The sequence below is a fragment of the Gordonia sp. GONU genome (assembly GCF_024733855.1).
Lineage (GTDB): Bacteria > Actinomycetota > Actinomycetes > Mycobacteriales > Mycobacteriaceae > Gordonia > Gordonia amicalis.
On record NZ_JANRHB010000003.1, the window covers coordinates 25,564 to 49,493 of the forward strand.

Genomic DNA, 23,930 nt, shown 5'->3' on the forward strand with positions numbered 1-23,930 from the left:
CTCCTCAGGGAGCGGGAGCGTGGTTCTTCGTTCCCTGAGGTGTGAGCGAAGCGAGCCACGAAGGGTTGCCGACGTCGACTCGCCAGGCCTTCGAGGCTCGTCGACTTCGATACGCTCCTTCGTCGCTACTCAGCCCGGCGGCTATCGCTCCTCGCACCTCAGGCGGCGGAGGGCGTCAGGAACGGAGGGCGGCTCGGCGCTCCACCCAGAACCGCGCCCCCTCCTCGATGGCTTCGGTGACCGGGCGCGGGCGCCAGTTCAGGTCGCGTTCGGCCTTGGAGTGGTCCATCTCCGACATGAAATGCATGAGCCGCACCGACGGAACGGTCAACCGGACCGGCCTGCGGGTGATCGCTGCCCGAGCCGAGCCCACCGCGCCGGCACCGTACAACGCGGCACGACGGAGCACGAGGCGTGGCGGCTGCCGACCCGCGGCGCGGGCAGCGATCGCCACGATCTCACCCATGTCGATGGACCGTTCGGACACGATGTAGCGTTCGCCCACCTCACCCCGATCGGCTGCCAGGCCAAGCGCGCGAGCGGCGTCGTCGATACCGACCGACTCGGCGCGGCATCCGCGAATCGTGAACGGCAACTTGCCGAGAGCCGCGCCGGCGACGAAGGATCCATGCGGCGTGGGCTGCCAGTCGCCCGCGCCATAGGTGTTGGCGACGCACATGGCGACTCCCGGCACGGCCCCGTCGCGCGCGTAGTCCAGCAACAGGTTCTCCGCCGCGACACGACTCCGCACGTACTCGGGAGCGTGCCGAGACCAGTTGAACGCGTCGCCCTCGGTGGCTCGACGACCCTCCACCCGACCGATGGTGGCGACACTGCTGGTGAACACGAACTTGCGCAACGGCTGACGGGCGGCGACGTCGAGCACGGCTCGCAATCCGTGGACATTGGTGCGGTACAGCGGAGCCGGATCCCGTAACCAGGCCCGGGTGTCGACTGCGCAGTGGAACACCACGTCGCAGCCGGCCATCGCGGCGCGCACGGAATCCTGGTCGAACAGATCGCCGGTGACATGGTGGACGTCGAGTCCGGACAGCGTGCGGAGGTCGCTCGTCGCGCGGGTGAGGACGCGGACGTCGTCGCCGTTCTCGACGAGCCGGCGGACCAGCCGGGAACCCAGGAAACCGTTGCCGCCGATGACGAGCTTCATCGTCCGGCCAGCCCTCCGGGTACGAGGTCGTCGATCGCCGCCGCACTGCGGGACAGCATGGCGTCGAACATGGCGGTGCCACGCTCGGTGGGCTGGGCGGCGGCCGAGCCGAAGACGATGATCAGCGGGGCCTGGATGAGGTTGCCGACGTAGTCGTCCCAGCACTCGTCGAGGGTGTACCCGGTCACCCCGGCGGTGACGACCGCGCGATGATACGACGCCACGATGCCGCGTTCGTGCTTGCGACGATCCTCGGGGGTCAGGCTGGTGCTGAGCAGAAAAGCGATGTCGCGCAGCGGGTTCCCGGTGGTGATCGTCTGCCAGTCGATCACCGTCACCTCACCGGACGGCCCGAACAGCACATTGTCCACGCGCAGGTCACCGTGGATCAGCGCCGTGTTGCGCAGCGGGGCGACGAGCCAGTCGCCGGCCTCACGCACCAGCCAGTCGATGGCGGCCGAACTCTGTGCGTCAGGGGAGAAGCGCTCGCGATAGACGTCGGCCATCGGCGCGAGCAATGACTCCATCATCTCGCGTTCCGCTTCACCGGGCAGTGGCATCTCTGCGAGCAGTGCGGGGTCGTTCCAGCGGGGCGCGTGCAACCCGGCCGCCGCTATCGCGACCGACTCCGCCTGTGCCGCCGTACATCCGATGATCTGGTCACCTTGCACCGCCGCGCCCATGTCCTCGAGCAGGAGGACGAACTCGGTGCCGGTATCCGAGATCGTCGCGGCGTAACACCTCGGCATCGGCACGGTGAAAGCCGACGCCAGATCACGGTAGAACCGGACCTCGTTTCGGAACACGCCGGAACCGAATGCCCGCTGCTCCGGTTCGCCGGTCGCCAACTTGGCGATCATCGTGGCCGGGAGTTCGGCCGGTCCGGAGTAGTCGAGGGTGAGGCGGTACGACCCGGCCATCTGCCCGGTTCCCACGGCCATGGCGGTGACGGCGGTGATCGTATCGTCGTGGCCGTTCTCGCCGAGGAAGCCCGTCAGCCAGGCGGGCGTGAGTTGCTCGACGCTCGTGGGTATCTCGATGGTTTCTGTCATGCGGGCATCTCCGTCACGAGGGCACCCTTCCCGGGTTGGCCGGTAGTCCGATCGCGCGGTCGGGACGTATGTCGCGGTATGCCGAGACCACCGGCGCGAGTTCGGTCGGTGTCGCACCGTGCAGGATCACCGAGTCGACGCCCAGGTCGAACTGCGCGGCGACGGTCTTCGCGCAGTCCGACGGCGAGCCGGTCGCCGAGTGGGCGACCCACGCGTTCGGGATCACGGCGGCCAGGTCGGCGAGTTCATCGGCGGTGGCGGTGGCGTCGATGGGACCGCGCGCACCGCTGAAAGCCGCGGTGGCCCGGACTCGTTCCAGGTCTGTCGGGTCCCAGGCGTTGGCCGCCATGAGTTGATCCGGATACCCCTGGAGATAGGTGGCGAGCCGCCCGTACAGTCTGCGCAGGCGGTCGGTCTCGTCCAGGTGGTCCCCCACCGTCGCCACGACCGACCAGATCCGGATCGAGGCGGGATCGCGCCCGGCCCGCTCCGCTGCTCCTCGGACATGGGCGACTGCCCGGCGGGTCGCGTCGTCGCTGAAATACGTGTGCAGGACGACGCCGTCGGCGATCTCACCGGCCAGCTCGAGAGTCCTGGGACTCATGGTGACCAGCAGGATCGGTGGGGGAGGCTCGAGTGTCACACCGAGATTCAGCAGGGGATAGGAGCCGGCCGGTCCGTCGTGACCGATCACCATCTCGCCCGTCCACAGCCTCCGGAGGAGTCCGGTGATGTCACGCAGGCCGGCGCCGGTGACGAGGGGAAGTCCGAGTATCTGCCACTGGGGGGTGATCCCGCGGCCGAGACCCAGAGCGAACCGCCCCGCCGAGAGTTCGCTGAGCGTCGCCCCCATGGTCGCGGTGACGATAGGATGCCGGGTGTTGTGATTGGTTGCCGCCGTGGCGATTCCGAGATTCTCGGTCGCACCGGCGAGAGCCCCGCACAGTGCGGCGGCATCCTTGATGTTGAACCGTTCCGAGACGAAAGCGGTGCCGAGTCCGATCTCGTCGGCGAAGCGTGCTTCGGCGGCGAGATCGCTCGGGGTGACGGGGTGCCGGGAGAGTGCGTAGTAGCCGAGCTCGGTGAGCTGATCCAACGTCTCAGGCACTCGCCCCGACGGCCTCCCCGTACGTGCGTGATCGCGGCTCCCGGACCCACAGGATGCCGTCACCGGCGGTCGCACCCTCCTGCTTCAGGGTGCGCTTGAGGATCTTGTTGGTGGCGGTCGTCGGCAGGTCCTCCGCGACCCGTACGTAGCGCGGCCAGGCCTTCGGTGACAGGTCTGCCTGTGCGGCAAGCTGTTCGGCGAAGGACTCCGGGCTCAGCGAAGCGCCGTCCTGCAGTACGACGGCCGCCATCACGGCGTCACCGACCTGTTCGTCGGGGACCGCGTACACCGCGACGCGGTTGATCTCCGGTATCCGGAGCAGGATGCGTTCGATCGGTCCGGCGGCGAGGTTCTCGCCGTCGACGCGCATCCAGTCGCCGGTACGTCCGGCGAGATAGATCCACCCGTCGGAATCCTTGTAGGCGAGGTCGCCGGACCAGTACATCCCGTGACGCAGTCGCTCGTTGGTGGCGTCGGAGTCGTTGTAGTAGCCCATGAACATCCCGCCGCCCTCGACGTTGACCAGCTCGCCGATCGCCTCGTCGGAGTTGAGAAGTGTTCCGGTGTCGTCGAATCGGGCTGGGGGACACTCGGTGATCGTCGAGGGGTCGTAGACCGCGACGTTGGGGAAACCGCGGCCGATCGAGCCGTGCGGGGTACCGGGTTCGCGGGTGATGATGATCGCGAGTTCGGTGGAGCCGAATCCGTCCCAGACCGTGCAACCGAACCGACGCGAGAATTCGTCGATGTCGCGGTCGGTGGCCTCGTTGCCGAAGGCGACGCGCAGCGGGTTGTCGGCATCGTCGGGCTTCTCCTCGGTGGCGAGGATATAGGCGAGCGGCTTGCCGACGTAGTTCATGTACGTCGCCCGGTAGCGGCGGATGTCGTCGAGGAAGGTCGACGCCGAGAACTTGGCCGGGGCGATCGCCGCGCCACCGCACAGGGCGACGCAGTAGCCACCCATCAGTGCCGCGCTGTGGAAGAGTGGCATCGAGAGGTAGCAGACGTCGGCCGGGCCGATGTCGTACTTGTCGACGAGTACGGGGCCGGCGAACGGAATCATCATGTGCGCGAACTGAACCGGTTTCGGGTTGCCGCTGGTGCCCGAGGTGAAGATCAGCATGAACGTGTCCATGGCACCCGGCACTGAATGCGGGGTCAGCTCGCCGGCTCCGGCGACCAGGTCGGCCCACCGGGGGGTCGAGGTGTCCAGGACGGTGACGCCGGGCAGGTCCAGGCCCTCGAGGAGAGGGCGGTGCTCGGCGTCGGTGATCAGGATCTGGCAGTCGGCGCGCAGGATGTCGGCGGCCAGGCCCTCGCCCCGTCGGGTGTTGTTGATGCCCGCGGTGACGTAGCCACCGAGAGCCCCGGCGGCCAGGGCGATGAGCATGTCCGGGGTGTTCCCGAGCAGAGTGCCGATGTGCATCGGGCGAGACGTGTCGGCCACGGACAGCATTGCGGCCGCGGTCTTCTCCGCGTCGCGGATGTACTCGCGCCACGTCCAACGGCTGTCCTCGTAGGTGATTGCCAGGTTGTCGTCGTCGGCGCGTTCCTGAAGGAGCTGGGTGACTGTCTCGGCCATGCGGCCAAATCTAGAACGTGTTCACCCGGTCTGTGCACAGATTTGAAATATTGTCTACGGCACGACTGTCGGGGACGCCGGAGCGTCCCCGACAGGCTTGTGTGGGTGTGCTCTAGCGGGTGAAGGAACCGCTGCCGGGTACGACGGTGAACGTCTGGTCGTTCTGACCGATGATCGTCGTGGTGAACTCGACAGGCCCGGCGCCGGTCGCGATCGAGACCCCGTCCGACGGGCGTCCGTCGGTGCATGTGGCGAAGACCTCGCTGCCGGACTTCCCGGTCGACCGGTTCGTCCAGGAGATGCCGATGCGCGCGTCCTTCAGGTTCGTCGAGCAGGTCTCGGTCGGGGTGGTGTTCAGTGAGACGTGGGTGATCCCGGGTTCGGTTGCGGATGCGAGGATCGAGGCGACGAAACCTCCGGTGACACCGTTGGAGCCCACGGTGATGCCGGCGTTCGGGATCTGATCGACGCTCAGTGGCTGCTCGCCGGGGGCCGCCTGCGCGGTGGCAGTGCCGAGGGTCAGTGCAGCGAATGCCGCGGCGGCTCCGAATCCAGCAACAGTCTTGCGTCCCATGTGTATCTCCCGTCACTTTGGACACTTCGAACCCACAGCGTACGGGAGTGATGTTGGACTCCTCAAGGTGAGGTCGGCCGCATTCTGCTGATACAGAAGATGCATGAGCGATCTGCACCACGCCGAGTCACCGAATCCGGGGCCGCATGACCCACTGTCCGCATTCCACCTCGGCGACCTGGCCGTCGAGCCCAACGGTGTGCGTGCCGCCCAACTCCTGTGCTCGCAGTTCGCCGACCATCGCGGCCTCATCGAGTTGCCCGCCCTCGCCGTTCTCTTCGATCACTGCGGCGGAATCCCGTTCCATCGCGTCCACAACGATCCGGCGGCCGCCACGCTGCAGGCTCGGCTGTCGCTCTCGACGCACGGTCGCGCGCGTATCGGGGACATGCTGGCGGCGCGTGCCGAGGTTGTGATGCACGACGACGGCTGGGGGTCGACGAGCGTCGAGATCCGTTCCGGCGCAGGGCAACTCTGCTGTGTCGGTTCCGCACGCAACGTCCGCGTCGGACGCGCCCCGACGGGGCAGACACCGTCCGCGGAGATCGGGATGCCGATGCCCCGGTGCAACGACGACCACGGGGTGACGCTCCCGCCGACGATTCCCTCGGGTCTGACGGGACGGGCGGTGGTCGAGGAGATCGCCACCAAGCAGCGTGACCCGGGGCCGCTCGTCGAGATGCTCAACGGCACGGTCGAGGTGCTCGACGGTGCCACCGACCGGGACGCCGGCATCCGCTTCCGCAGCGCCACCGATCCCTGGATGGGCAACATGTTCGGCACCATGCACGGCGGTGTCATCGCCACGATCGTCGGCCAGGCGGGCTCGTTCGCCGGCCACCTGCACGCCGGGCCGGGGCAGGACTACTCGATCGGTGACATGGCCATCGGCTTCTACCGCTCGCCCGCGGTGGACGGCGGCGAGGTCACCGTCGAGGTGACGCCGATCAAGACCGGGCGTCGCATCTCGTCCTTCGAGGCCACCATGACGTCATACGACGACGTGCTGCTCAGTCGCGCGACGCTCGACGTCCACTATCACTGAGAGTCCGTCGCGCCACTGCCTGGAAACCGCCCCTGAGATCTGCCCCTGAGACCTGCCCCTGAGACCTGCCCCTGAAAACCGCCCCTGAGATCTGCCCCGGAAAACAGCCCTGAGCAGCGGAGTCGGCGACATATCGTCGCCCGACGCGGTCCGGAGGGCGGTTTCCAGGGGCGGCTTTCAGCGTTTCGGTCCGAAAAACAATCAAGCGCGCTTGATTCTTCTGGGAACCTGTGTGAGGCTGACCGCATGACTGATCGGGCAGCGGCCGTCCACGGCGTGGTGGCACATCTCGAGGCCGAGTCGGAGCAGCTCGATGCGCTGGTCGCCGACCTCGACGACGCGGGATGGGCGACGCCCACACCCGCACCGGGGTGGACGATCGCCCACCAGATCGCTCATCTGGCGTGGACCGATGAGGTCGCGGCCATCGCGGCAACCGATCCCGATCGCTTCACCGATCTCGTCACCGAGGCCCTGCAGAACAATCCGGAGAGCTACGTCGACGACGCCGCCGAGGCCGGGGCGGGTGCCCCGGCCGAGGAGATCCTCGCCGGCTGGCGCCTCGCCCGCGGCAAGCTCGCGGATGCGCTCCGGAACGTGCCACCGGGTGTGAAGATCCCGTGGTTCGGCCCGCCGATGTCGGCCGCCTCCATGGCCACCGCGCGATTGATGGAGACGTGGGCCCACGGCCTCGACGTCGCCGATGCCCTCGGGGTGACCATGCTGCCCAGCGACCGCATCCGCCACGTCGCGCACATCGGGGTGCGCACACGCGATTTCGCCTACATCGTCAACGGCAGGACCCCGCCGGCCGAACCGTTCCACTATGCGCTGACATCGCCGTCGGGGGAGCTGTGGACGTGGGGGCCCGATGATGCGTCCGACGTCATCCGCGGTTCGGCGCTCGACTTCTGTCAGCTGGTGACCCAGCGTCGCGCCCTCGCCGACCTCGACCTGGAGATCGTCGGTCACGACGCGCTCGAATGGTCCGGCATCGCACAATGTTTCGCCGGTCCGCCGGGAGAGGGCCGCGAGCGGCGCGGGGCCTGAACCACCGCACCGACGACCCGACCCCAACACATCACAGTCACATCACACGAAGGAGCCTTGGGTGCCCATTGTCAGCCCCGACGTCTGGGACACGCCGGAACGTCTCGAACTGCGTTCGACGGTCCGCAGATTCGTCGAGAAGCACATCCTGCCCTTCCAGGACGACTGGGAGCGTGACGGCGAGATCCCGCGTTCGCTCCACCTCGAGGCCGCGAAGCTCGGATTGTTCGGCCTCGGGATCCCCGAGGAGGTCGGCGGTTCCGGTGGCGATCACATCGACACGACGATCCTCGCTGAGGAACTGCACTACGCGGGTGCGGCCGGCGGCATCTTCGCCTCGCTGTTCACTCACGGCATCGCCCTGCCGCACCTGATCGCCGCCGGCGATCCGGAACAGATCGACCGTTGGGTGCGCCCGACCCTGGCCGGCGAGAAGATCGGCAGCCTCGCGATCACCGAGCCCGGCGGTGGCAGCGACGTCGGCCACCTGACCACGAAGGCCGAGCGGGACGGCGACCACTTCGTCGTCAACGGCTCCAAGACCTACATCACCTCGGCTGTCCGGGCGGACTTCGTCGTCGCGGCGGTGCGCACCGGCGGTCCGGGCGCGGGCGGCGTATCGCTGCTCGTCATCGACAAGGACACACCCGGATTCACCGTCACGCGGAAGCTCGACAAGATGGGCTGGCGCTGCTCGGACACCGCGGAGCTGTCGTTCGTCGACGCACGTGTGCCGGTCAAGAACCTCGTCGGCCCGGAGAACTCCGGATTCGCCCAGATCGCCATGGCTTTCGTCACCGAGCGGTCCGGACTCGCGGTGCAGGCCTACGCCAGCGCGCAGCGTTGTCTCGATCTCACCGTGCAGTGGGCGCGCGACCGCGAGACCTTCGGCAAGCCGATCATCGCGCGGCAGTCGGTGCAGGACAGCCTCACCGAGATGGCGCGTCGTATCGACATCGCCCGCACCTACACACGCGCCGTGGTGGAACGCAAGGTGACCTCACACGACGACCTCATCGCCGAGGTGTGTTTCGCCAAGAACACCGCTGTCGAAGCGGGAGAATGGGTGGCCGACAAGGCCGTTCAGCTCCACGGCGGACTGGGGTACATGACCGGCACCGAGGTCGAGCGGCAGTACCGCGACATGCGCATCATCGGTATCGGCGGCGGCACCACCGAGATCCTCAACGGTCTGGCCGCCAAGCGACTCGGCTTCCACGCCTGAACCGCTGCGAACATCCGAACCGACACGACCGAGAGGGAACGACGCGATGACAACCCTGGACAACCCCTTCGTGGAAACCCCGGAACGCGCCCAACTGCGTTCCGCGGTGGCCGGTCTGGCGGCCAAATACGGCCAGGAGTACTTCCGGCAGTGCGCCCGTGAGGGACGCAAGACCGACGAACTCTGGCAGGAAGCCGGCAAGCTCGGCTTCATCGGGGTCAACCTTCCCGAAGAGTACGGCGGCGGCGGAGCCGGCATGTACGAGCTGGCGATCGTCATGGAGGAGATCGCCGCGTCCGGCACCGGACTGCTGATGCTGGTGGTCTCACCGGCAATCTGCGGCAATGTGATCGCGCGCTTCGGCACCGACGAGCAGAAGCAGCGGTGGTTGCCCGGACTGGCGGACGGCTCGATCACGATGGCGTTCGGTATCACCGAACCCGACGCCGGGTCGAACTCGCACAACATCACCACCACCGCTCGTCGTGACGGCGCGGACTGGCTGCTGTCCGGCCAGAAGGTCTACATCTCGGGAGTCGACCAGGCCCAGGCGGTCCTGATCGTGGCGCGTACCGAGGATGCCAAGACCGGCAAGCTCAAGCCGGCGCTGTTCATCGTGCCGACCGATGCGGAGAACTTCTCCTACACCATGATCGACATGGAACTGCAGAACCCGGAGAAGCAGTTCCAACTGTTCCTCGACGACGTCCGGCTGCCGGCCGACGCACTCGTGGGCGACGAGGACGCAGCACTCAGTCAGCTGTTCGCCGGGCTGAACCCGGAACGGATCATGGCCGCCGCGTCGGCGGTCGGCATGGGCCGGTTCGCGCTCGACAAGGCGGTGTCGTACGTCAAGGAACGGACGGTGTGGAAGACGCCGATCGGTGCGCACCAGGCCATCGCCCATCCGTTGGCGCAGGGCAAGATCGAGCTCGAGATGGCCAAGCTCATGATGCAGAAGGCCGCGACGATGTACGACGCGGGCGACGACTGGGGCGCGGCCGAGCCGGCGAACATGGCGAAGTACGCCGCGGCCGAGGCCGCGGTGAAGATCGTCGATCAGGCCGTGCACTCGATGGGCGGGAACGGATTGACCTCCGAGTACGGTATCGCGCCGATGCTGAGCCTCGTCCGTATCGCCCGCGTCGCGCCGGTCAGCCGGGAGATGATCCTCAACTTCGTCGCGCAGGCCAGCCTCGGCCTTCCCAAGTCGTACTGAGGTGTGACGCCGGTGTCCACGGCAGTGTCCCCGAACCCGGGGTCATCGAATGCCGGGTCGTCGAATTCGCGTGGCCCGCAGCAGGAACGCTCACGTCTGACCCGTGAGCGACTGCTGCGGTCCACGGTCGACGTGCTCGCGGCGGACGGATGGGCGGCCGCCACGGTTGCTGCCGTCGCCGAACGTGCCGGAGTGTCGCGAGGTGCTGCCCAACATCACTTCCCGACGCGTGAAGCGCTCATCACCGCTGCGCTCGAGCAGGTCTTCGACGACCTGACCGCGGCGGCGGGCAGCGAGATCGAGGCACCCGGCCCCGACGAGGCGATCACCCCGGCACGGGTGAGCGCCGCGGTCCAGCGCGCGGTGGCGGTGTACACCGGCACGGAATTCAAGGCAGCACTTCAGGTGTGGGCCGCGGCAGCGTCCGACCCTGCGCTGCGCACACTGATCCTGCCCCTCGAGGCGAAGTTCGCCCGGGCCGCCCATCAGCGGACGATGGCGGCGATGGGTGTCTCGGCCGATGACCAGAAGGGCCACCGGCTCGTGCAGGCGACACTCGACTTCGCTCGCGGACTCGGTCTCGCCGACACTCTGTCGGATGATTCGACACGACGCGCCCAGGTGGTCGACACCTGGTGCGAGCAGATCGCCGTGTCGCTGGGCGTCGACTCCCGTCCCTGATCACCGCCTCAGGCGGCGACCTCGTCGTGGGACCTGCCTCGGGTTCCGGCCCAGCAGACGCCGAAGGACATGAGTGCCATCCCGACGAACACCACGACCAGCGAGATGCTCATCGAGACATAGCCCTGCCCACGGGGATCGATGAACGGATACGGGTACCAGTCGACGATGGGTCCGCGGATCAGGGTGTACACGCCGTACACCAGCGGGACGGCCAGCCAGGTGAGCCAACTGCGTTCGGGAAGCCGCCTGGCGCGCACCAGGATCCAGTCCACCAGCATCACCAGGGGGATGATGCGGTGCAGCACGTCGTTGACCCAGCCGTAGGTGACGTCCACATCGACCCCGCTGAGCAGCAGCGCGTACACGATTCCGGTGATCACCATGCAGGTGGTCACCGCTCCGCGGAGCCACTCCCAGGCGGGACCGGTGGGGGCCAGCAGTCCACCGACGAGCAGGACCACCGCGGCGGCGATGTTGCTCAACACCGTGAAGTAGGAGAAGAAGTTCCACAGCGTGAAGTCGGGGTCGTCGAGGCGGACCATCACCTGATAGATGAGTGCCGAGGTGCCGAGCGCCGCGAACGAGATACGGAGTACACGAATCCACCAGGTCGCTGTCACACGGTGATTCAAGCACTCTTCGTCCCGCCGATTCGGTCAATGCGATGATTTCGGACATGGCGCCGCCCTTTGCACCGACCGCTCTGTTCACGACGCGCGATCCCGCCGCGGCGCGACTCCGGAAGGCTGCACGCGGTGCCTCGGCCATGGCGATCGCGGCCTCGGCCGTTCTGGTGCTCCGTACATTCGTGGACCTACCCGCGGCTGCCGAACTCAGCGGTGGGTTCCTGGGACTGTGGGCGACCGTCGGCGCGGTCAAGGACACCACGTCACGGGCGCGGATCGCCACGACCCTGCTGCTGCTGATCCCCGGCTTCGCCGCCGGCGCCCTGGCGTGCCTGATGCACCCGTGGCCGGCGGCGCGCGCCGTCGCGTTCATCATGGTCGCGGGCGCCGCGGCCTGGAGTACGCGGTACGGACCGCGGGGGAGTGCCCTCGGCTTCTTCGGCTTCTTCACCTTCTTCTTCGGAGTGGTCATGAACGCCGGGATGGCCGAGTTCCCCGTACTGGCCGGACTCGTTGTCATCGCCGTCTGCAGTGCGCTGTTCGTGCGACTCGTCCTCATCCGGGACCGGCCGGCCGGAGAGCTGGCCCGCGCGCTGCGCGGCGTCCGGGTCTGCGCCGACGACCTGCTGCGCCTCGCATCCCGGCCGACGACCGGTCCGGATCGGCTGGCCGCCGCGGTCACCCGTCTGGCGGCGGCCACCGGCGTCGTCGCCGACTGGCAGCACCACTACGGGACGGAGCGGTACGTGGACGTCGGTGCGTCGACGCTCGCACAGCGGATGTCGGTGACACAGCTCGCATGTGAGCAATCCGCCTACGGGGTGTCGCTGAACCGCACCGATGTCCGAGTGCTCCACGAGGTGGGACGGTTACGGCAGGTTCTGCGCGCCCGGTCGGTCGAGGAGGTCGTCGAGAGCACCGGTACCGGGGAGACGGTCCCGGCTGCCGGGTCGGCGGGCGCCCGGAGTGCGATCGAGGCGATCGGGACAGCGGTCGACGCGACGATCGAGTTGCGGGCCATCACCTTCCGGCCACACTTACGTGGTGGACGATCGATGTCCGCGACAGTCGATGTGCCGCCGGCGGAGCCCGTCCACCGTGCGGCACGGCCCGACACGACCCGCTTCGCCCTGCAGGTCATGGTGGCCACGTCGGTGGCCGTCGGCGTGGGCGGACTCATCTCGGCCAGCCGATGGTACTGGGCGGTCCTCAGTGCGTTCATGGTCTTCAACGGGATGGCCACGCGCGGAGCGATTCTCACCAAGGCGGTCCGGCGGGTCCAGGGCACGATCGTCGGACTCGTGGTCGGAGTGGTGGCGGTGTACCTCATCGGCCATCACCCACCGGTGCAGTACGCGATCATCGTCTGTTCGGTGTTCCTGGCCTTCTACCTCGCCTCGATCTCCTACACGTGGACGATCCTGTTCATCACCATCCTGCTGACCACGACCTTCGATCTGCTCGGCGTGCTCGACCGGCAGGTGATCGAGTGGCGGGTCGAGGAGACGCTCGCGGGTGCTCTCGTGGGTTCGGCCGCCGCGTTCCTCGTTCTCAGTTCACCGACGACGCCGGTCCTCGACACCAAGTTGCGTGCCTACTTCGATGCGCTGGTCGACACCGCGGAGGCGGCTCTGCGACGGGGTTCCGATCACGCCGTGCCGCAACCATCTTCGACAAATGAGTCGGGTCCGTCTGGACCCGACGCGGTACTGGCGGCCGCGTCCAGGCTCGACGCCGCGGAAGCGGCCATTCTCGACGCCGCGGCGTCGGCGATCTTCGCCCTGAGTCGTACCCACCGCGCAATGGTCCGCCGTCTCCGACCAGAGCTGCGCGCCACCACCAGGGAGGCGCGCGGACTCGCCTGGTCGGTGGTCGGGAACCGGTTGTCCGAAGACCATCGGACAGCGACTCCGCCGAACTCGGACGCCGATGATGGAGCGCTCGAGGAACTGCGGAACGCGGTCGCCGCCACGTTGTCGGCCGTCGAGCACCCGGACCGGCGCGCGGAAACCACGGCGGCCGTACCGGTGCCCGACCCCCGCGCCGCGACCGCTCCGGCCGATCCCACGCCGGCACGGCAGGTCGAGCGGATCGCCGAGTCGGTGTCCCGGATGGGATCGGCGGCCGTCCCGGCCCGGACCGGACTGCGGACACGCGAACTCGCCCGGGGTCGAGTCCCCCGGGCGAGCTCCGACCGTGTCACTCGCCGTGGATGATCACCCCGCGGAGGTTCTTGCCGTCACGGAGATCCTGGTAGCCCTCGTTGACCTGATCGAGGGTGTAGGTGGTGGTGATCAGCTCGTCGAGCTTGAGCTGGCCCTGATCGTAGAGACGGAGCAGTTTGACGATGTCGTACTGGGGGTTGGCCGAGCCGAACAGGCTGCCCTTGATCGTTTTCTGATTGAGGGTGAGGTCGGTGCCCGACACGTGCACGGTCAGTTTGGCCGGATCTGCGAGACCGGTGATGACCACTGTGCCGCCCTTGCCGATGACGGCCGTCGCGTTCGACACGACTTCCTCGTCGACCGTACCCACCAGGATCAGGGCCTGATCGGCGCCTTGACCCCACGTCAGTTCGTTGACCTTGGCGGCGGCCTCCTGCGGGTCCGCATAGGCGTGCGTCGCACCGAATTTCAGTGCGGCGTCGCGCTTCATGTCCACCGGGTCGACGACCACGACGAACTTGGCGCCGGCCGACACCGCACCCTGGACGGCGTTGATGCCGAGGCCGCCGATGCCGTAGATGACCACCGTGTCACCGGCTCGCACGCCGCCGGCGTACACCGAGGTCCCCCAGCCCGACGGCACGCCGCAGCCGACGAGGACGGCCTTGTCCAAGGGCAGCCAGTCGTCGACCTTCACCACCGAGTGCTGCGAGATGGTGGCGCGTTCGGAGAACGTGCCCAGCATGCACATGGCGCCGAAATCATCCTTGCCCGAATGGAATCGGAAGGTGCCGTCGGGCATCGAACCCTCGAGGATGGTCGCGCCCATGTCACACAGGTTCTGTCGTCCCGTCGAGCAGTAACGACACGTGCCGCCGTTGGGGATGAAGCTGCACACGACGTGGTCACCCGGCTTCACCTTGGTCACACCGGGTCCGACGGCCTCGATGATCCCGGAGCCCTCGTGACCACCCACGATCGGGTAGCGGGGCGGCAGGTCGCCGTCGGTGAGGTGGAGGTCGGAATGGCACAGGCCCGCGGCGGTGTACTTGATCAGGACCTCACCCTCGCGGGGTTCGTCGAGATCGAGTTCGACGATCTCGAAGGGCTTTCCGGGGGCGGTGAGAACGGCGGCCTTGGTGGTGAGTGTCATGACGTGCTCCTTTGCACTTGATGGGAACTCTGGTGTGAATCAGGGATGGCCGGTCACAGCGCGATGTTGACGGCCTTGGTCTGCGTGTAGAGGTCGATGGCCGAGGAGCCGAGTTCGCGGCCCCAGCCCGACTGCTTGTAGCCACCGAAGGGCATCGCCGTGTCGAAGCCGTTGTACTGGTTGACCCACACCGATCCGGCCTTGATCTGGCGAGCCGTCCGGTGCGCCTTCGACAGGTCGGTCGTCCAGATGCCCGCCGCGAGACCGTAGATGGAGTCGTTGGCCGCGGCCGCGACCCCGGTGTCGGCGTCGAACGGCAGCGCGGCGACGACCGGTCCGAAGATCTCCTCGCGCACGATGGAGAAGTCGGGTTCGACGTCGACGAACACGGTCGGCTCGATGAAGAATCCCTCATCGCCCCAACGCTTTCCGCCGGTCAATGCGCGCGCACCGTCGGCGAGTCCGGCCGCCAGGTAGCCGGACACGCGGTCGAACTGCTCCTGACTCACCAGCGGTCCGAGTTCGGTGGCCGGATCGAGGCCGGGGCCGATCTTCGCCTGGGATGCGGCCTCGGCGACCGCCGCGGTGAAGTCGTCGAAGATCGGACGCTCGACGAACAACCGGGTGCCGGCGACGCAGCACTGGCCGTGGTTGAACATCCACGCGGCCACCGATCCGGCGACCGCCTTCTCGAAGTCGGCGTCGGCGAAGACGATGTTGGGGCTCTTGCCGCCCAGTTCGAGCGACACCTTCTTGAGATTGCCCTTCGCCGCCTCGACGATCTTCTTGCCGACCTCGGTGGAACCGGTGAAGGCGATCTTGTCGACGTCGTCGTGTGCGGCGAGGGCGGCGCCTGCCTCGCCGTATCCGGTGACGATGTTGACCACGCCGGGCGGGAAGCCCGCCTCGTCGAAGATCTCACCGAGCAGCAGTGCGGTGAGGGGAGTCTGCTCGGCGGGTTTGAGGATGACGGTGTTGCCCGCCGCGAGCGCCGGCGCCAGTTTGAAGGCGGCCATCAGCAGCGGGAAGTTCCACGGGACGATCAACCCGCACACCCCGACCGGTTCGCGCAGCGTGTAGGCGTGGAACTCGCCACCCGGCACGAACGGCATCGACACGTCGACCGTCGAACCGGTGATCTTGGTGGCCAGGCCCGCGTTGTAGCGGAAGATGTCGGCGGCCCAGGCGGTGTCGACGGCGGTCGCGATGGTCGCGGCCTTGCCGTTGTCGAGTGCTTCGAGCTGACCGAACTCGGCCGCGCGTTCGGTGAGCAGATCGCCGACGCGCCAGAGCAGCCGTTCGCGTTCGTTCGGCTTCATCCGCGTGCACGGTCCGGAGTCGAAGGCCTCGCGGGCGGCGCGGACCGCGCGGTCGACGTCGGTCGCGTCACCGTGAGCGACCGAGGTGAGGGGACGGGCGGTGGCGGGGTCGATGGTCTCGAAGGTGCGGCCGGACGCCGACCACACCCATTCACCGCCGATCAGCATCGGGCGGTCGTGGCCGATGAAGTCGCGGACCTTCGGGAGCAGGTCGGTGGCGACTGCGGTCATGGGTACCTCCTGGGAAAGTGCTCGAACGCCGGTGGCGAGGCGAGCGGGTCGAGACGAGCCGGTCAGGGTGATCTGGGTCATAGCTGTGACCTGACTCATTTCTGCCACCGATCGGGGCGGTCGCCGTGTCCAGAAACTGAACACCTTCACCTCGTCGTGGACGGATGCGGTGATCCGGGGTCGCGGAAAGTGCGTCCGGCGCCGTCGCTAGCGTGTCCGGGGGTGGCGAGCGCCGCCTCCACATCCGGAGAGGGAACCGATGGCAGCGCGCATGGCCGATCGTCTTCGCGGTGCGCTGCAGTCGGTGGGACCGCCGGGAACGTCGGTGTCGCTGCGCGAGGCGGTACGTGCCGGAGTCGGATCGGTGCTGGGTCTCGGGCTCGTCGGACTCGTGCTCGCGACGTCCGAAGTCGATCTGCGGACGGGTCTGTTCCTGATCGCACCGTTCGGGGCGTCGGCGGTCCTGATGTTCGCCGCGCCCAACAGTCCGCTCGCACAGCCCTGGTCGGCGGTCGTCGGCAACACCGTGTCGGCGTTCGCCGGCGTCGTGGTGACCCTGCTGGTGTCGCCGAGTGAGCTGCGCGTCCCGCTCGCAGTCGGTGTGGCGGTCCTCGCCATGGTGGTCTGTCGCGCAGTGCATCCGCCCGGCGGCGCCGTCGCGATGACCGCCGGGCTCAGCCCGGACGTGGTCCACGCGCTCGGGTTCCGGTTCGCCCTGGCCCCCGTCGCCGTGGGGACGATCGCGCTGGTCGTGCTCGCGGTCGGATACGCACGGGTCACCGGACGCCGGTATCCGTACCGTCGGTTCGACGACGAGTCGTCGGCCACCGCGCGGATCGGACTGGACGAGGACGAGCTGACCGACATCCTCAACCGGTACAGCCAGTCCCTCAATCTCGGTGTCGCCGATCTCGCACGACTCATCGGGGCGGCCGAACTCCAGGCTGCGGGCCATCGCGCCGACCCGCTCGTCGCCGGAGACGTCATGTCCGGGGATCTGGTGACAGTGGGACCGGACGCGACACTTCCCGACCTGGCGCAGATGTTCGACATCCACCGCTTCACCTCGTTGCCCGTGGTGACGCGCGGCGGCCGGTTCCTGGGTGTCGTCTTCCAGATCCATCTCGTCTCCCGCCTTCGCGTGGGCTCGGCGCGCGGATCGGACCGGATGTTCGCCCGGCTGCTGCGCCGGGACGGCAGCGTCCTGACGGCCGCCGATGTCATGGACACGACGCTGCCGATCGCGGCGCCGGACGCGCCGGTGACCGCGTTGTTGCCGATGCTCGCCGACAGCGGATGCGGTGCCGTGCCGGTGCTCGAAGGGGACCTGCTGGTCGGCATCGTCACGCAGACCGACCTCATCGCCGCGCTCGCACGGCACACGCTGGCCGATCCGCTAGCACGACACACGCTGGCCGATCCGCTCGTCGACTGACGTACCGGCCCGGCCACATCGCGGCCCCTACTGGATCCCGAGTGCTCGCATCCGCGCGTACAACGTGGTGCGGCTGATCCCGAGGTCCCGGGCGGCGCGGACCTTGTTGCCGCCCGCTCGGTCGAGCGCGTCGACGATCGCCGTTCGCTCGGCCTGTTCTCGTCCGGAGAGATGGGCCGCCCGACTCGTCGTCCGGTAGGTGGCCGGGAGATCCGCGGTTTCGATCACGCGTGCCGCCCGCTCCCGGCACGACGCCGCGGCCTCCCGCAGGACCGCGATCAGCTCGGTGAAGTTCCCGGGCCAGTCCTGGCTGAGCAGGGCGTCGGTCGCCGGTCCGGACAGCGTGAGTTCAGGATCGATCTCACCGAGGACGCCGCTCGCGACGGCCGCGAGCTCCGAGGTCCGGTGACGCAGTGGCGCGGGATCGATGCGGGTTGCGCACCGGCCGAGCAGCGCCGCGACCGCGGGACCCGCCTGCGCGCGAGGACCGCTGACGAGAATCAACGGCGCCGCCGCCGGGGTCGATGCCGTGGCCCGCGTGACCAGGGCGATCGACCGGTCGTCGAGCAGGTCGACACCGTCGATCACCAGCGGGACCCCCGACGATCGAGCTCGTGCGAGCTGACCGGCGACATCCGGCTGCCGACCGTTGATCAACTCGTCGGCGACGTCGACGACCACGGCTCGGCCGGACTCGTCCGATGATTCGGCGGCAAGTTCGAGAGCCAGCGTCGTGCGTCCGGTGCCCGGCTCACCGGAGACGGCGACGGTCGTGCGTGACGGCCGGACCGGAGTGGACCGCGTCGGCGTCGTCGGTGTGCTGAGGGCGCGGAAGCGGAACAGTGCGGCCCCGCGGGTACCGGCCACCGGTTCGACGGCGACCTCGACCGCCGCCCCGGAGACGAGCGTGAGGGGCAGCGTCGTCGTACGAAGCGCGGGATCGGTGGCGATCACGCGGAGTGCGCCGATGTCGGTGGGGGAGAGCAGCTCGGCGGCCAGGGCATTGGTGAGTTGCAGATCGTCGCCGATGGCGGCCACCGCTATGTCGCGACGTGGGGCGGCGCGCTGGAAGGCGTCGAGCACGCGTCGCTGGTGCGCACGGGATCGGTCGAGCAACCGGTCCGCGATGTCGGCGACGATGCCGTTGACCACCGGCACCGCGAGCGGGTTGATGCGGTCGGCGATCTCGGACATGCAGATGATCCCCGCGAGCCGTCGGGTCGCGGGATGGATGATCGGCTGGCCGAAGCAGCTGATCGTCCGGAACTGTTCGAGGTAGTGCTCGGTGCTGTTGACGATCACACCGCCGCGCGTCTCGGCGGGGGTGCCGAGCGCGGTGGTCCCGACGATGTCCTCGCCGAACGGGACACCGGGCGTCGCACCGATCGCATCGAGCCGGCGTTCGACGGTCGTCCCGAAAGCCACCCGGGTGACCATGCGGCACTCGTGGTCGACGAGCAGCAGCGACACGTCGGTGTCGGCGAGACGGGCCGCGGCGTCGTCGAGGACGGGGCGCGCCGCATCGAGCAGCGGATCGGCGGATCCGATGTCCCGGAGGCGGGCGGGGGTGTTGTCCTCCGGCCTGACTCCCGACAGCGCCGACCGTCGCCACGAGTGCTCGATGACAGGGCGGTGTGGCGTTCGATCGGGCCGGAACGAGAGAGTGTCGATGACACCAACGTGACACACATCACCGACGAAGGAAAGCCCGGCTCCCGGGCCGGAGCGGCGTCGGTGGGTCGTACTACCGTGGGCCCATGCGCGTCGCGACCTGGAACGTGAACTCGGTGAAACAGCGGATTCCGCGCCTGCTGCCGTGGCTCGACGAACGGCGTCCCGACGTCGTCTGCCTGCAGGAGACCAAGCTGTCCGATGCCGCATTCCACGAGACGCTCGGCGCCGATCTCGCCGAACGCGGTTATGAGATCGCGCATGCGGGGCAGGGGCAGTGGAACGGCGTCGCCCTGCTCTCGCGGGTCGGGCTCGATGACGTGCGAATCGGATTCGACGGCATGCCCGGCTACCCGAGCCCGGAGACGCTGGAGGCGCGGGCGGTCTCGGCGGTGTGCGGCGGCCTGCGCATCTACTCGCTCTACGTGCCCAACGGCCGCACCCCGGACTCCGATCACTACACGTACAAGCTCGAGTGGCTGGCAGCTCTCGTGCGCGCGGTCACGGACCCGTCGTCGACGCTTCTCTGCGGCGACATGAACATCGCTCCCGCCGACGCCGACGTCTTCGACCCGGACGCCTACGTCGGGCACACGCACGTCACCCCGCCGGAACGGGCGGCACTCGCCGAGTTCGCGGCTCTGGGTCTGCGGGACGTCGTCCGTGACCGCTGGCCGGACGACCGGGTTTTCAGTTACTGGGACTACCGTGCCGGAATGTTCCACAAGGACCTCGGCATGCGGATCGACCTGATCCTGGCCGGCGAGTCCGCCGCCGGCCGGGTCGAGGCGGCCTGGATCGACCGCAAGGCGCGCAAGGGCAGCAAACCCAGCGATCATGCGCCGGTCATCGTCGACCTCGACGAGGCCCCCGACGGGGACATCGGCCCGGTGGTCCCGCCCCCGTCGAATCCGGCCAGGCGCGGTGGTTCGAAGGTGAAACTCCCCCAGACGCCGGAGTGATCCCGCTCACTGTTTTCACATCTGCTGCGCCGCAACGTGATTCGTCGGGTGCGCACACGGGATTGGCCTGTTGAGACGATTGCGGCAACCTGTCTCTACTCCGATATGATCACCGCGGCCCGAGCACGGGCCAAAGATCCTCGTGAGAAAGAGAATTCACACATGAAGCACCTCAGGGCAGGGATCATGGCGCTGGCCATGATGGGTGCAGTACTCGTCGCCGTCCCCGTTGCGACGGCACACGCGGCACCGGCGACGGTGGCACTCCCGACGGCGTCCGCGGCGATCGCCGCGGACCACAAGAGCGTGATCGTCGACGTGCGCGGGGGCAGCGTCGTGGTCAGCCCGGCGGGGGCGCTCCAGATCCTCGACGGTCGCGGTCGCACTGTCTCGTCGATGCCGCTCTCGGGACAGATGGACGGGTTCACCGTTCCGCTGCGCGCCGCGGTCAGCGCGGACAAGTCGTCGGTCACCCTCACTCCGGTCGTCGGAACGGACTTCCGGGCTGTGCTCGACGCCGCCGAGACGAAGGCGGCCAAGCAGCGCCTGACCAAGCAGCAGCGCTACGACATCATGTGGGCGGAACTGAACAAGGGCTGGCGGGGGAACACACCCTTGTACACGCTGGTCGGTGGCCTCATCGGCTTCATCGTCTTCGGCTGGATCGGCGCCGGCGTCGGTGCGTTCATCGGTGCCTACATCGGCTACGGCGAGTCGAACCCGAAGGCGTGGCCGTCGGTCGTCGCCTGGTTCAACACCCCGTAGTCGACTCGGATCGACACGCTGCCGCCCCCGGTCCGATGGCCTCGGACCGGGGGCGGTGTCGTATCCGGGTCATATCGTGGGCGCATGCGCGAACCCATCGATCGACCGGCCGACCTCGACGCCGTCCGCGCGTCCTATGACCGGGTGGCCGACGACTACGTCCGACTGGTGGTGGACACGGGAATCGGCGACCCCCGGTGCCGGCCGTGGCTGAAGGCCGCACTCGACGCGTTCGCCGAATCGGTCGCGGGCATCGGTCCCGTGCTCGACGTCGGCTGTGGACCCGGGACCGTCACCGCCTATCTCGCCGAGCGCGGACTCGACGTGACCGGCGTGGACCTCTCGCCGCGCATGATCGACAACGCGCGTCGTCTGCACCCGTCCTGCCGTTTCGGGGTCGGCTCGGCGACCGACCTGGATCTCGCCGACGCATCGCTGGGCGGCGTCCTGGGATGGTGGTCGTTATTCAACCTCCCGCGGCACGTTCTCCCGCAGGTGCTGGCCTCATTCGCCCGCGCATTGATGCCGGGCGGATGCTTCATCACCGGCACCCACACGGGCGAGGAGGACGTGCGACGCACCGAGGCCTACGGCGGTCCGGTCGAGTGGACGACCCATCAGTGGTCGCCGGAGAAGTACGTCGGATTGATCGAGCAGGCCGGCCTGCGCCCGGTCGCCGAGCTCCGGCTGCCCGCCGACGAACACGTCGGGCCCGGTCTGGTCGTCATGGCCGTACGGGACTGAGGGTCACTCGATGTCGAGACGACTCCTCGTTCGGATGGCCCGTGGTTACGGATGGTTTCTCGGTGTCGTGCTGTCACTCGCGCGGCGAGCCGGCGGCCGGTGGTGGCCCGCGGGTCCCGCATCGACCGCCGGTGTGCTCGCAGCCGCCCACGTCCTGATCGTGACGGTCTGGTTCGGTCCCCTCGGGGTCGCGATCGCTGCCGTGGCGGGTGTCGCCGCCGGGGTGGTCGCTCGCCTCGGGATCCGGCACCGCCCGCTGTCCGACGAGGAACGTCGAGCCGCCGAGCGTGTGTTCGGGCCTGCCGAGTGGCTCGACGACGTGATCCTCACCGACCTCTCCGGACGCGGGGGACGAGCCTTCACGCTGCCCGCGGTGGACGGCCTGGTCTTCTGTCACGTCGGCGCGATGTTCGACGCGCCGCTGGGGCCCGGGCCCGCGGCTTATCCGGCGCCCGGCCAGCTGCTGATCCACGAGCTCGTGCACGTCCGGCAGATCGTCGGCGCCGGGTCGTCGGCGTCGTTCCTGGCCGACGCGCTCGCGGTTCAAGCGCGGCACGAACTCGGCGAGAACGTCTACCGCCTCCGCGGGCCGGGTGATGCTCACCACGGATGGGCCGATCACAACCTCGAACGCCAGGCGACGATCGTCGACCGCTGGTACGGAGGTCAGAGCTCACCGTCGCGCCGGCCGATGGATCCTGACAGTCCTTTTGCGCCCCTGATCGCGCAGGTCCGGGCACCGATTCCGGCCAAGGGAAACGGTCGGCGAGATCGGGCCGGACGAAGCCTCGACGTGCCGGGTCCGGGGGTGTAAGAGTGGAGAAGGTAATGCCATGTCGCAGTGTGTTCGGGCCCCAGCGCACACGACCTGTTCACCTGCAGGTCGCGCGGAGGATCCGTTTTTTGACCTGTGCAAACCCGATCGGTAGAGTGGATCGTCGGTGCCCGGCCAATGCTGGGCCAGTCCGCATGCCCGGCCAATGGCTCTCGAGCCGGCCCCGAGATCGAGTGAACTCGGGGCAGGGCGGCACCGCGGCCTGACAGGCGAATCCGCTGTCGAGTGTATGACACGCCCGACCCCGGGGTAGCGAAAATGTACTGACCAGTGTGTATGCGCTGGTGGGGCGAGTTGTGGAAGCGCGCCGGAAGTCGGTCTGGAGACCGGTTTCCACGAGCTTGCCCGGAGCACCAACCACAACGGACAACAAAGAGGAATGAACACCTAGTGCCAACCATCAATCAGCTGGTCCGCAAGGGCCGTCATGACAAGGCTGCGAAGACCAAGACCGCGGCCCTCAAGGGAAGCCCGCAGCGTCGCGGCGTGTGCACCCGCGTGTACACCACCACCCCCAAGAAGCCGAACTCCGCGCTGCGCAAGGTCGCCCGTGTGCGTCTGACCAGCTCGGTGGAGGTCACCGCCTACATCCCCGGCGAAGGCCACAACCTGCAGGAGCACTCGATGGTGCTCGTCCGCGGCGGTCGTGTGAAGGACCTCCCGGGTGTGCGCTACAAGATCATCCGCGGCTCGCTCGACACCCAGGGTGTCAAGGACCGCAAGCAGGCCCGTAGCCGCTACGGCGCGAAGAAGGGGAACTGATAAGTCATGCCACGTAAAGGACCCGCACCCAAGCGCCCGCTGATCAACGACCCGGTCTACGGTTCGCCGCTGGTCACCCAGCTGGTCAACAAGATCCTGCTGGACGGCAAGAAGTCGACCGCTGAGCGCATCGTCTACGGCGCGCTCGAGCAGGCCCGCGAGAAGACCGGCACCGATCCGGTCGTCACCCTCAAGCGTGCGCTCGACAACGTCAAGCCCACCCTCGAGGTGAAGAGCCGCCGCGTCGGTGGCGCCACCTACCAGGTGCCGATCGAGGTCAAGCCGGGTCGCGCCAACACCCTGGCGCTCCGCTGGCTCGTGACCTTCAGCCGTCAGCGTCGCGAGAAGACGATGGTCGAGCGCCTGGCCAACGAGCTGCTCGACGCGTCCAACGGCCTCGGTGCTTCGGTGAAGCGCCGCGAGGACACCCACAAGATGGCCGAGGCCAACCGGGCGTTCGCGCACTACCGCTGGTGATCACTGTCGGCCGCGGTGGCCCTTTCCGGGTCGCCGCGGCCGGACCCACCTCAGACCCAACAGCTCTAGCGAAAATGC

The 23,930-nt window shown here is 68.2% G+C and carries 22 protein-coding genes; 13 read left to right on the plus strand and 9 right to left on the minus strand.

Annotation, left to right across the window (positions count from 1 at the left end):
* Positions 1 to 175 precede the first annotated feature (175 nt).
* The 5 genes from NWF34_RS03765 to NWF34_RS03785 all read right to left on the minus strand — a co-directional run bounded on the left by NWF34_RS03765 (position 176) and on the right by NWF34_RS03785 (position 5,484).
* Complete coding sequence (locus tag NWF34_RS03765) at positions 176 to 1,168, minus strand: NAD-dependent epimerase/dehydratase family protein (protein ID WP_024497640.1); 993 nt, start codon at positions 1,166 to 1,168, stop codon at positions 176 to 178.
* Positions 1,165 to 2,220 carry a phosphotransferase gene (locus NWF34_RS03770; protein ID WP_024497641.1) on the minus strand — a complete coding sequence of 352 codons (1,056 nt, stop codon included), beginning with the start codon at positions 2,218 to 2,220 and terminating at the stop codon, positions 1,165 to 1,167. Before NWF34_RS03770 ends, NWF34_RS03765 begins: the two co-directional genes overlap by 4 nt.
* A 13-nt stretch (positions 2,221 to 2,233) precedes the next feature.
* Positions 2,234 to 3,316, minus strand: coding sequence for a TIGR03857 family LLM class F420-dependent oxidoreductase (locus NWF34_RS03775; RefSeq protein ID WP_024497642.1), 1,083 nt, complete (start codon positions 3,314 to 3,316; stop codon positions 2,234 to 2,236).
* A gap of 4 nt (positions 3,317 to 3,320) precedes the next feature.
* The gene (gene fadD1 / locus NWF34_RS03780; protein WP_024497643.1) at positions 3,321 to 4,910 is read right to left on the minus strand and encodes a fatty-acid--CoA ligase FadD1; all 1,590 of its coding nucleotides are present in this window, start codon (positions 4,908 to 4,910) and stop codon (positions 3,321 to 3,323) included.
* Positions 4,911 to 5,022: 112 nt separating this feature from the next.
* Positions 5,023 to 5,484, minus strand: coding sequence for a hypothetical protein (locus NWF34_RS03785; protein ID WP_024497644.1), 462 nt, complete (start codon positions 5,482 to 5,484; stop codon positions 5,023 to 5,025).
* Positions 5,485 to 5,587: 103 nt separating this feature from the next.
* Between NWF34_RS03785 and NWF34_RS03790 the strand changes: the two genes are divergently transcribed.
* The 5 genes from NWF34_RS03790 (at position 5,588) to NWF34_RS03810 (ending at position 10,704) form a co-directional block, all read left to right on the plus strand.
* A complete protein-coding gene (locus NWF34_RS03790; protein ID WP_024497645.1) occupies positions 5,588 to 6,529 on the plus strand; it encodes a PaaI family thioesterase in 942 nt (313 codons plus the stop codon).
* Positions 6,530 to 6,775: 246 nt separating this feature from the next.
* Complete coding sequence (locus tag NWF34_RS03795) at positions 6,776 to 7,579, plus strand: TIGR03084 family metal-binding protein (RefSeq protein WP_258324263.1); 804 nt, start codon at positions 6,776 to 6,778, stop codon at positions 7,577 to 7,579.
* A gap of 61 nt (positions 7,580 to 7,640) precedes the next feature.
* Positions 7,641 to 8,804, plus strand: coding sequence for an acyl-CoA dehydrogenase family protein (locus tag NWF34_RS03800; RefSeq protein ID WP_258324264.1), 1,164 nt, complete (start codon positions 7,641 to 7,643; stop codon positions 8,802 to 8,804).
* 46 nt (positions 8,805 to 8,850) lie between these two features.
* Complete coding sequence (locus tag NWF34_RS03805) at positions 8,851 to 10,023, plus strand: acyl-CoA dehydrogenase family protein (RefSeq protein WP_006434732.1); 1,173 nt, start codon at positions 8,851 to 8,853, stop codon at positions 10,021 to 10,023.
* 3 nt (positions 10,024 to 10,026) lie between these two features.
* Positions 10,027 to 10,704 (plus strand): TetR/AcrR family transcriptional regulator, encoded by a 678-nt coding sequence (locus NWF34_RS03810; protein WP_096274598.1) that lies wholly within the window; start codon positions 10,027 to 10,029, stop codon positions 10,702 to 10,704.
* 8 nt (positions 10,705 to 10,712) lie between these two features.
* On the opposite strand, the gene NWF34_RS03815 is transcribed toward NWF34_RS03810, so the two are convergent.
* Positions 10,713 to 11,327, minus strand: coding sequence for a Pr6Pr family membrane protein (locus NWF34_RS03815; protein ID WP_258324265.1), 615 nt, complete (start codon positions 11,325 to 11,327; stop codon positions 10,713 to 10,715).
* 56 nt (positions 11,328 to 11,383) lie between these two features.
* On the opposite strand from NWF34_RS03815, the gene NWF34_RS03820 reads away from it, so the two are divergent.
* Positions 11,384 to 13,549, plus strand: coding sequence for an FUSC family protein (locus tag NWF34_RS03820; protein ID WP_258324266.1), 2,166 nt, complete (start codon positions 11,384 to 11,386; stop codon positions 13,547 to 13,549).
* Here NWF34_RS03820 and NWF34_RS03825 read toward each other — a convergent pair.
* Both NWF34_RS03825 and NWF34_RS03830 read right to left on the minus strand, forming a co-directional pair.
* The gene (locus NWF34_RS03825) at positions 13,533 to 14,651 is read right to left on the minus strand and encodes an NDMA-dependent alcohol dehydrogenase (protein WP_258324267.1); all 1,119 of its coding nucleotides are present in this window, start codon (positions 14,649 to 14,651) and stop codon (positions 13,533 to 13,535) included. The two genes, NWF34_RS03820 and NWF34_RS03825, sit on opposite strands and share 17 nt — an antisense overlap.
* Positions 14,652 to 14,704: 53 nt before the next feature.
* Positions 14,705 to 16,201 (minus strand): aldehyde dehydrogenase family protein, encoded by a 1,497-nt coding sequence (locus NWF34_RS03830; protein ID WP_258324268.1) that lies wholly within the window; start codon positions 16,199 to 16,201, stop codon positions 14,705 to 14,707.
* Between the two features lie 259 nt (positions 16,202 to 16,460).
* Between NWF34_RS03830 and NWF34_RS03835 the strand changes: the two genes are divergently transcribed.
* Positions 16,461 to 17,636, plus strand: coding sequence for an HPP family protein (locus NWF34_RS03835; protein ID WP_258324269.1), 1,176 nt, complete (start codon positions 16,461 to 16,463; stop codon positions 17,634 to 17,636).
* Positions 17,637 to 17,663: 27 nt separating this feature from the next.
* Here NWF34_RS03835 and NWF34_RS03840 read toward each other — a convergent pair whose 3' ends face one another.
* A complete protein-coding gene (locus tag NWF34_RS03840; RefSeq protein WP_024497653.1) occupies positions 17,664 to 19,325 on the minus strand; it encodes a sigma-54-dependent Fis family transcriptional regulator in 1,662 nt (553 codons plus the stop codon).
* A gap of 68 nt (positions 19,326 to 19,393) precedes the next feature.
* Between NWF34_RS03840 and NWF34_RS03845 the strand changes: the two genes are divergently transcribed.
* The 6 genes from NWF34_RS03845 (at position 19,394) to rpsG (ending at position 23,852) form a co-directional block, all read left to right on the plus strand.
* Positions 19,394 to 20,269, plus strand: a complete 876-nt coding sequence (locus tag NWF34_RS03845) for an exodeoxyribonuclease III (protein WP_258324270.1) — start codon at positions 19,394 to 19,396, stop codon at positions 20,267 to 20,269.
* A 162-nt stretch (positions 20,270 to 20,431) separates the two neighbouring features.
* A complete protein-coding gene (locus NWF34_RS03850; RefSeq protein WP_258324271.1) occupies positions 20,432 to 21,034 on the plus strand; it encodes a hypothetical protein in 603 nt (200 codons plus the stop codon).
* An 84-nt stretch (positions 21,035 to 21,118) separates the two neighbouring features.
* The gene (locus tag NWF34_RS03855; protein ID WP_096274596.1) at positions 21,119 to 21,778 is read left to right on the plus strand and encodes a class I SAM-dependent methyltransferase; all 660 of its coding nucleotides are present in this window, start codon (positions 21,119 to 21,121) and stop codon (positions 21,776 to 21,778) included.
* 10 nt (positions 21,779 to 21,788) lie between these two features.
* The gene (locus NWF34_RS03860; RefSeq protein ID WP_096274594.1) at positions 21,789 to 22,592 is read left to right on the plus strand and encodes a hypothetical protein; all 804 of its coding nucleotides are present in this window, start codon (positions 21,789 to 21,791) and stop codon (positions 22,590 to 22,592) included.
* Between the two features lie 411 nt (positions 22,593 to 23,003).
* Complete coding sequence (rpsL, locus tag NWF34_RS03865; RefSeq protein WP_004020596.1) at positions 23,004 to 23,375, plus strand: 30S ribosomal protein S12; 372 nt, start codon at positions 23,004 to 23,006, stop codon at positions 23,373 to 23,375.
* Between the two features lie 6 nt (positions 23,376 to 23,381).
* Positions 23,382 to 23,852, plus strand: a complete 471-nt coding sequence (gene rpsG / locus NWF34_RS03870; protein WP_006434721.1) for a 30S ribosomal protein S7 — start codon at positions 23,382 to 23,384, stop codon at positions 23,850 to 23,852.
* Positions 23,853 to 23,930 lie beyond the last annotated feature (78 nt).

What these genes read in the sequence shown, in the direction of transcription:
- NWF34_RS03830 (WP_258324268.1), bottom strand. Translation starts at nt 16,201, where the DNA reads ATGACCGCAGTCGCCACCGACCTGCTCCCGAAGGTCCGCGACTTCATC.
- NWF34_RS03820 (WP_258324266.1), top strand. Translation starts at nt 11,384, where the DNA reads ATGGCGCCGCCCTTTGCACCGACCGCTCTGTTCACGACGCGCGATCCC.
- NWF34_RS03805 (WP_006434732.1), top strand. Translation starts at nt 8,851, where the DNA reads ATGACAACCCTGGACAACCCCTTCGTGGAAACCCCGGAACGCGCCCAA.
- NWF34_RS03835 (WP_258324269.1), top strand. Translation starts at nt 16,461, where the DNA reads ATGGCAGCGCGCATGGCCGATCGTCTTCGCGGTGCGCTGCAGTCGGTG.
- NWF34_RS03850 (WP_258324271.1), top strand. Translation starts at nt 20,432, where the DNA reads ATGAAGCACCTCAGGGCAGGGATCATGGCGCTGGCCATGATGGGTGCA.
- NWF34_RS03770 (WP_024497641.1), bottom strand. Translation starts at nt 2,220, where the DNA reads ATGACAGAAACCATCGAGATACCCACGAGCGTCGAGCAACTCACGCCC.
- NWF34_RS03795 (WP_258324263.1), top strand. Translation starts at nt 6,776, where the DNA reads ATGACTGATCGGGCAGCGGCCGTCCACGGCGTGGTGGCACATCTCGAG.
- NWF34_RS03790 (WP_024497645.1), top strand. Translation starts at nt 5,588, where the DNA reads ATGAGCGATCTGCACCACGCCGAGTCACCGAATCCGGGGCCGCATGAC.
- NWF34_RS03785 (WP_024497644.1), bottom strand. Translation starts at nt 5,484, where the DNA reads ATGGGACGCAAGACTGTTGCTGGATTCGGAGCCGCCGCGGCATTCGCT.
- NWF34_RS03855 (WP_096274596.1), top strand. Translation starts at nt 21,119, where the DNA reads ATGCGCGAACCCATCGATCGACCGGCCGACCTCGACGCCGTCCGCGCG.
- NWF34_RS03845 (WP_258324270.1), top strand. Translation starts at nt 19,394, where the DNA reads ATGCGCGTCGCGACCTGGAACGTGAACTCGGTGAAACAGCGGATTCCG.
- NWF34_RS03860 (WP_096274594.1), top strand. Translation starts at nt 21,789, where the DNA reads ATGTCGAGACGACTCCTCGTTCGGATGGCCCGTGGTTACGGATGGTTT.
- rpsG (WP_006434721.1), top strand. Translation starts at nt 23,382, where the DNA reads ATGCCACGTAAAGGACCCGCACCCAAGCGCCCGCTGATCAACGACCCG.
- fadD1 (WP_024497643.1), bottom strand. Translation starts at nt 4,910, where the DNA reads ATGGCCGAGACAGTCACCCAGCTCCTTCAGGAACGCGCCGACGACGAC.
- NWF34_RS03825 (WP_258324267.1), bottom strand. Translation starts at nt 14,651, where the DNA reads ATGACACTCACCACCAAGGCCGCCGTTCTCACCGCCCCCGGAAAGCCC.
- NWF34_RS03765 (WP_024497640.1), bottom strand. Translation starts at nt 1,168, where the DNA reads ATGAAGCTCGTCATCGGCGGCAACGGTTTCCTGGGTTCCCGGCTGGTC.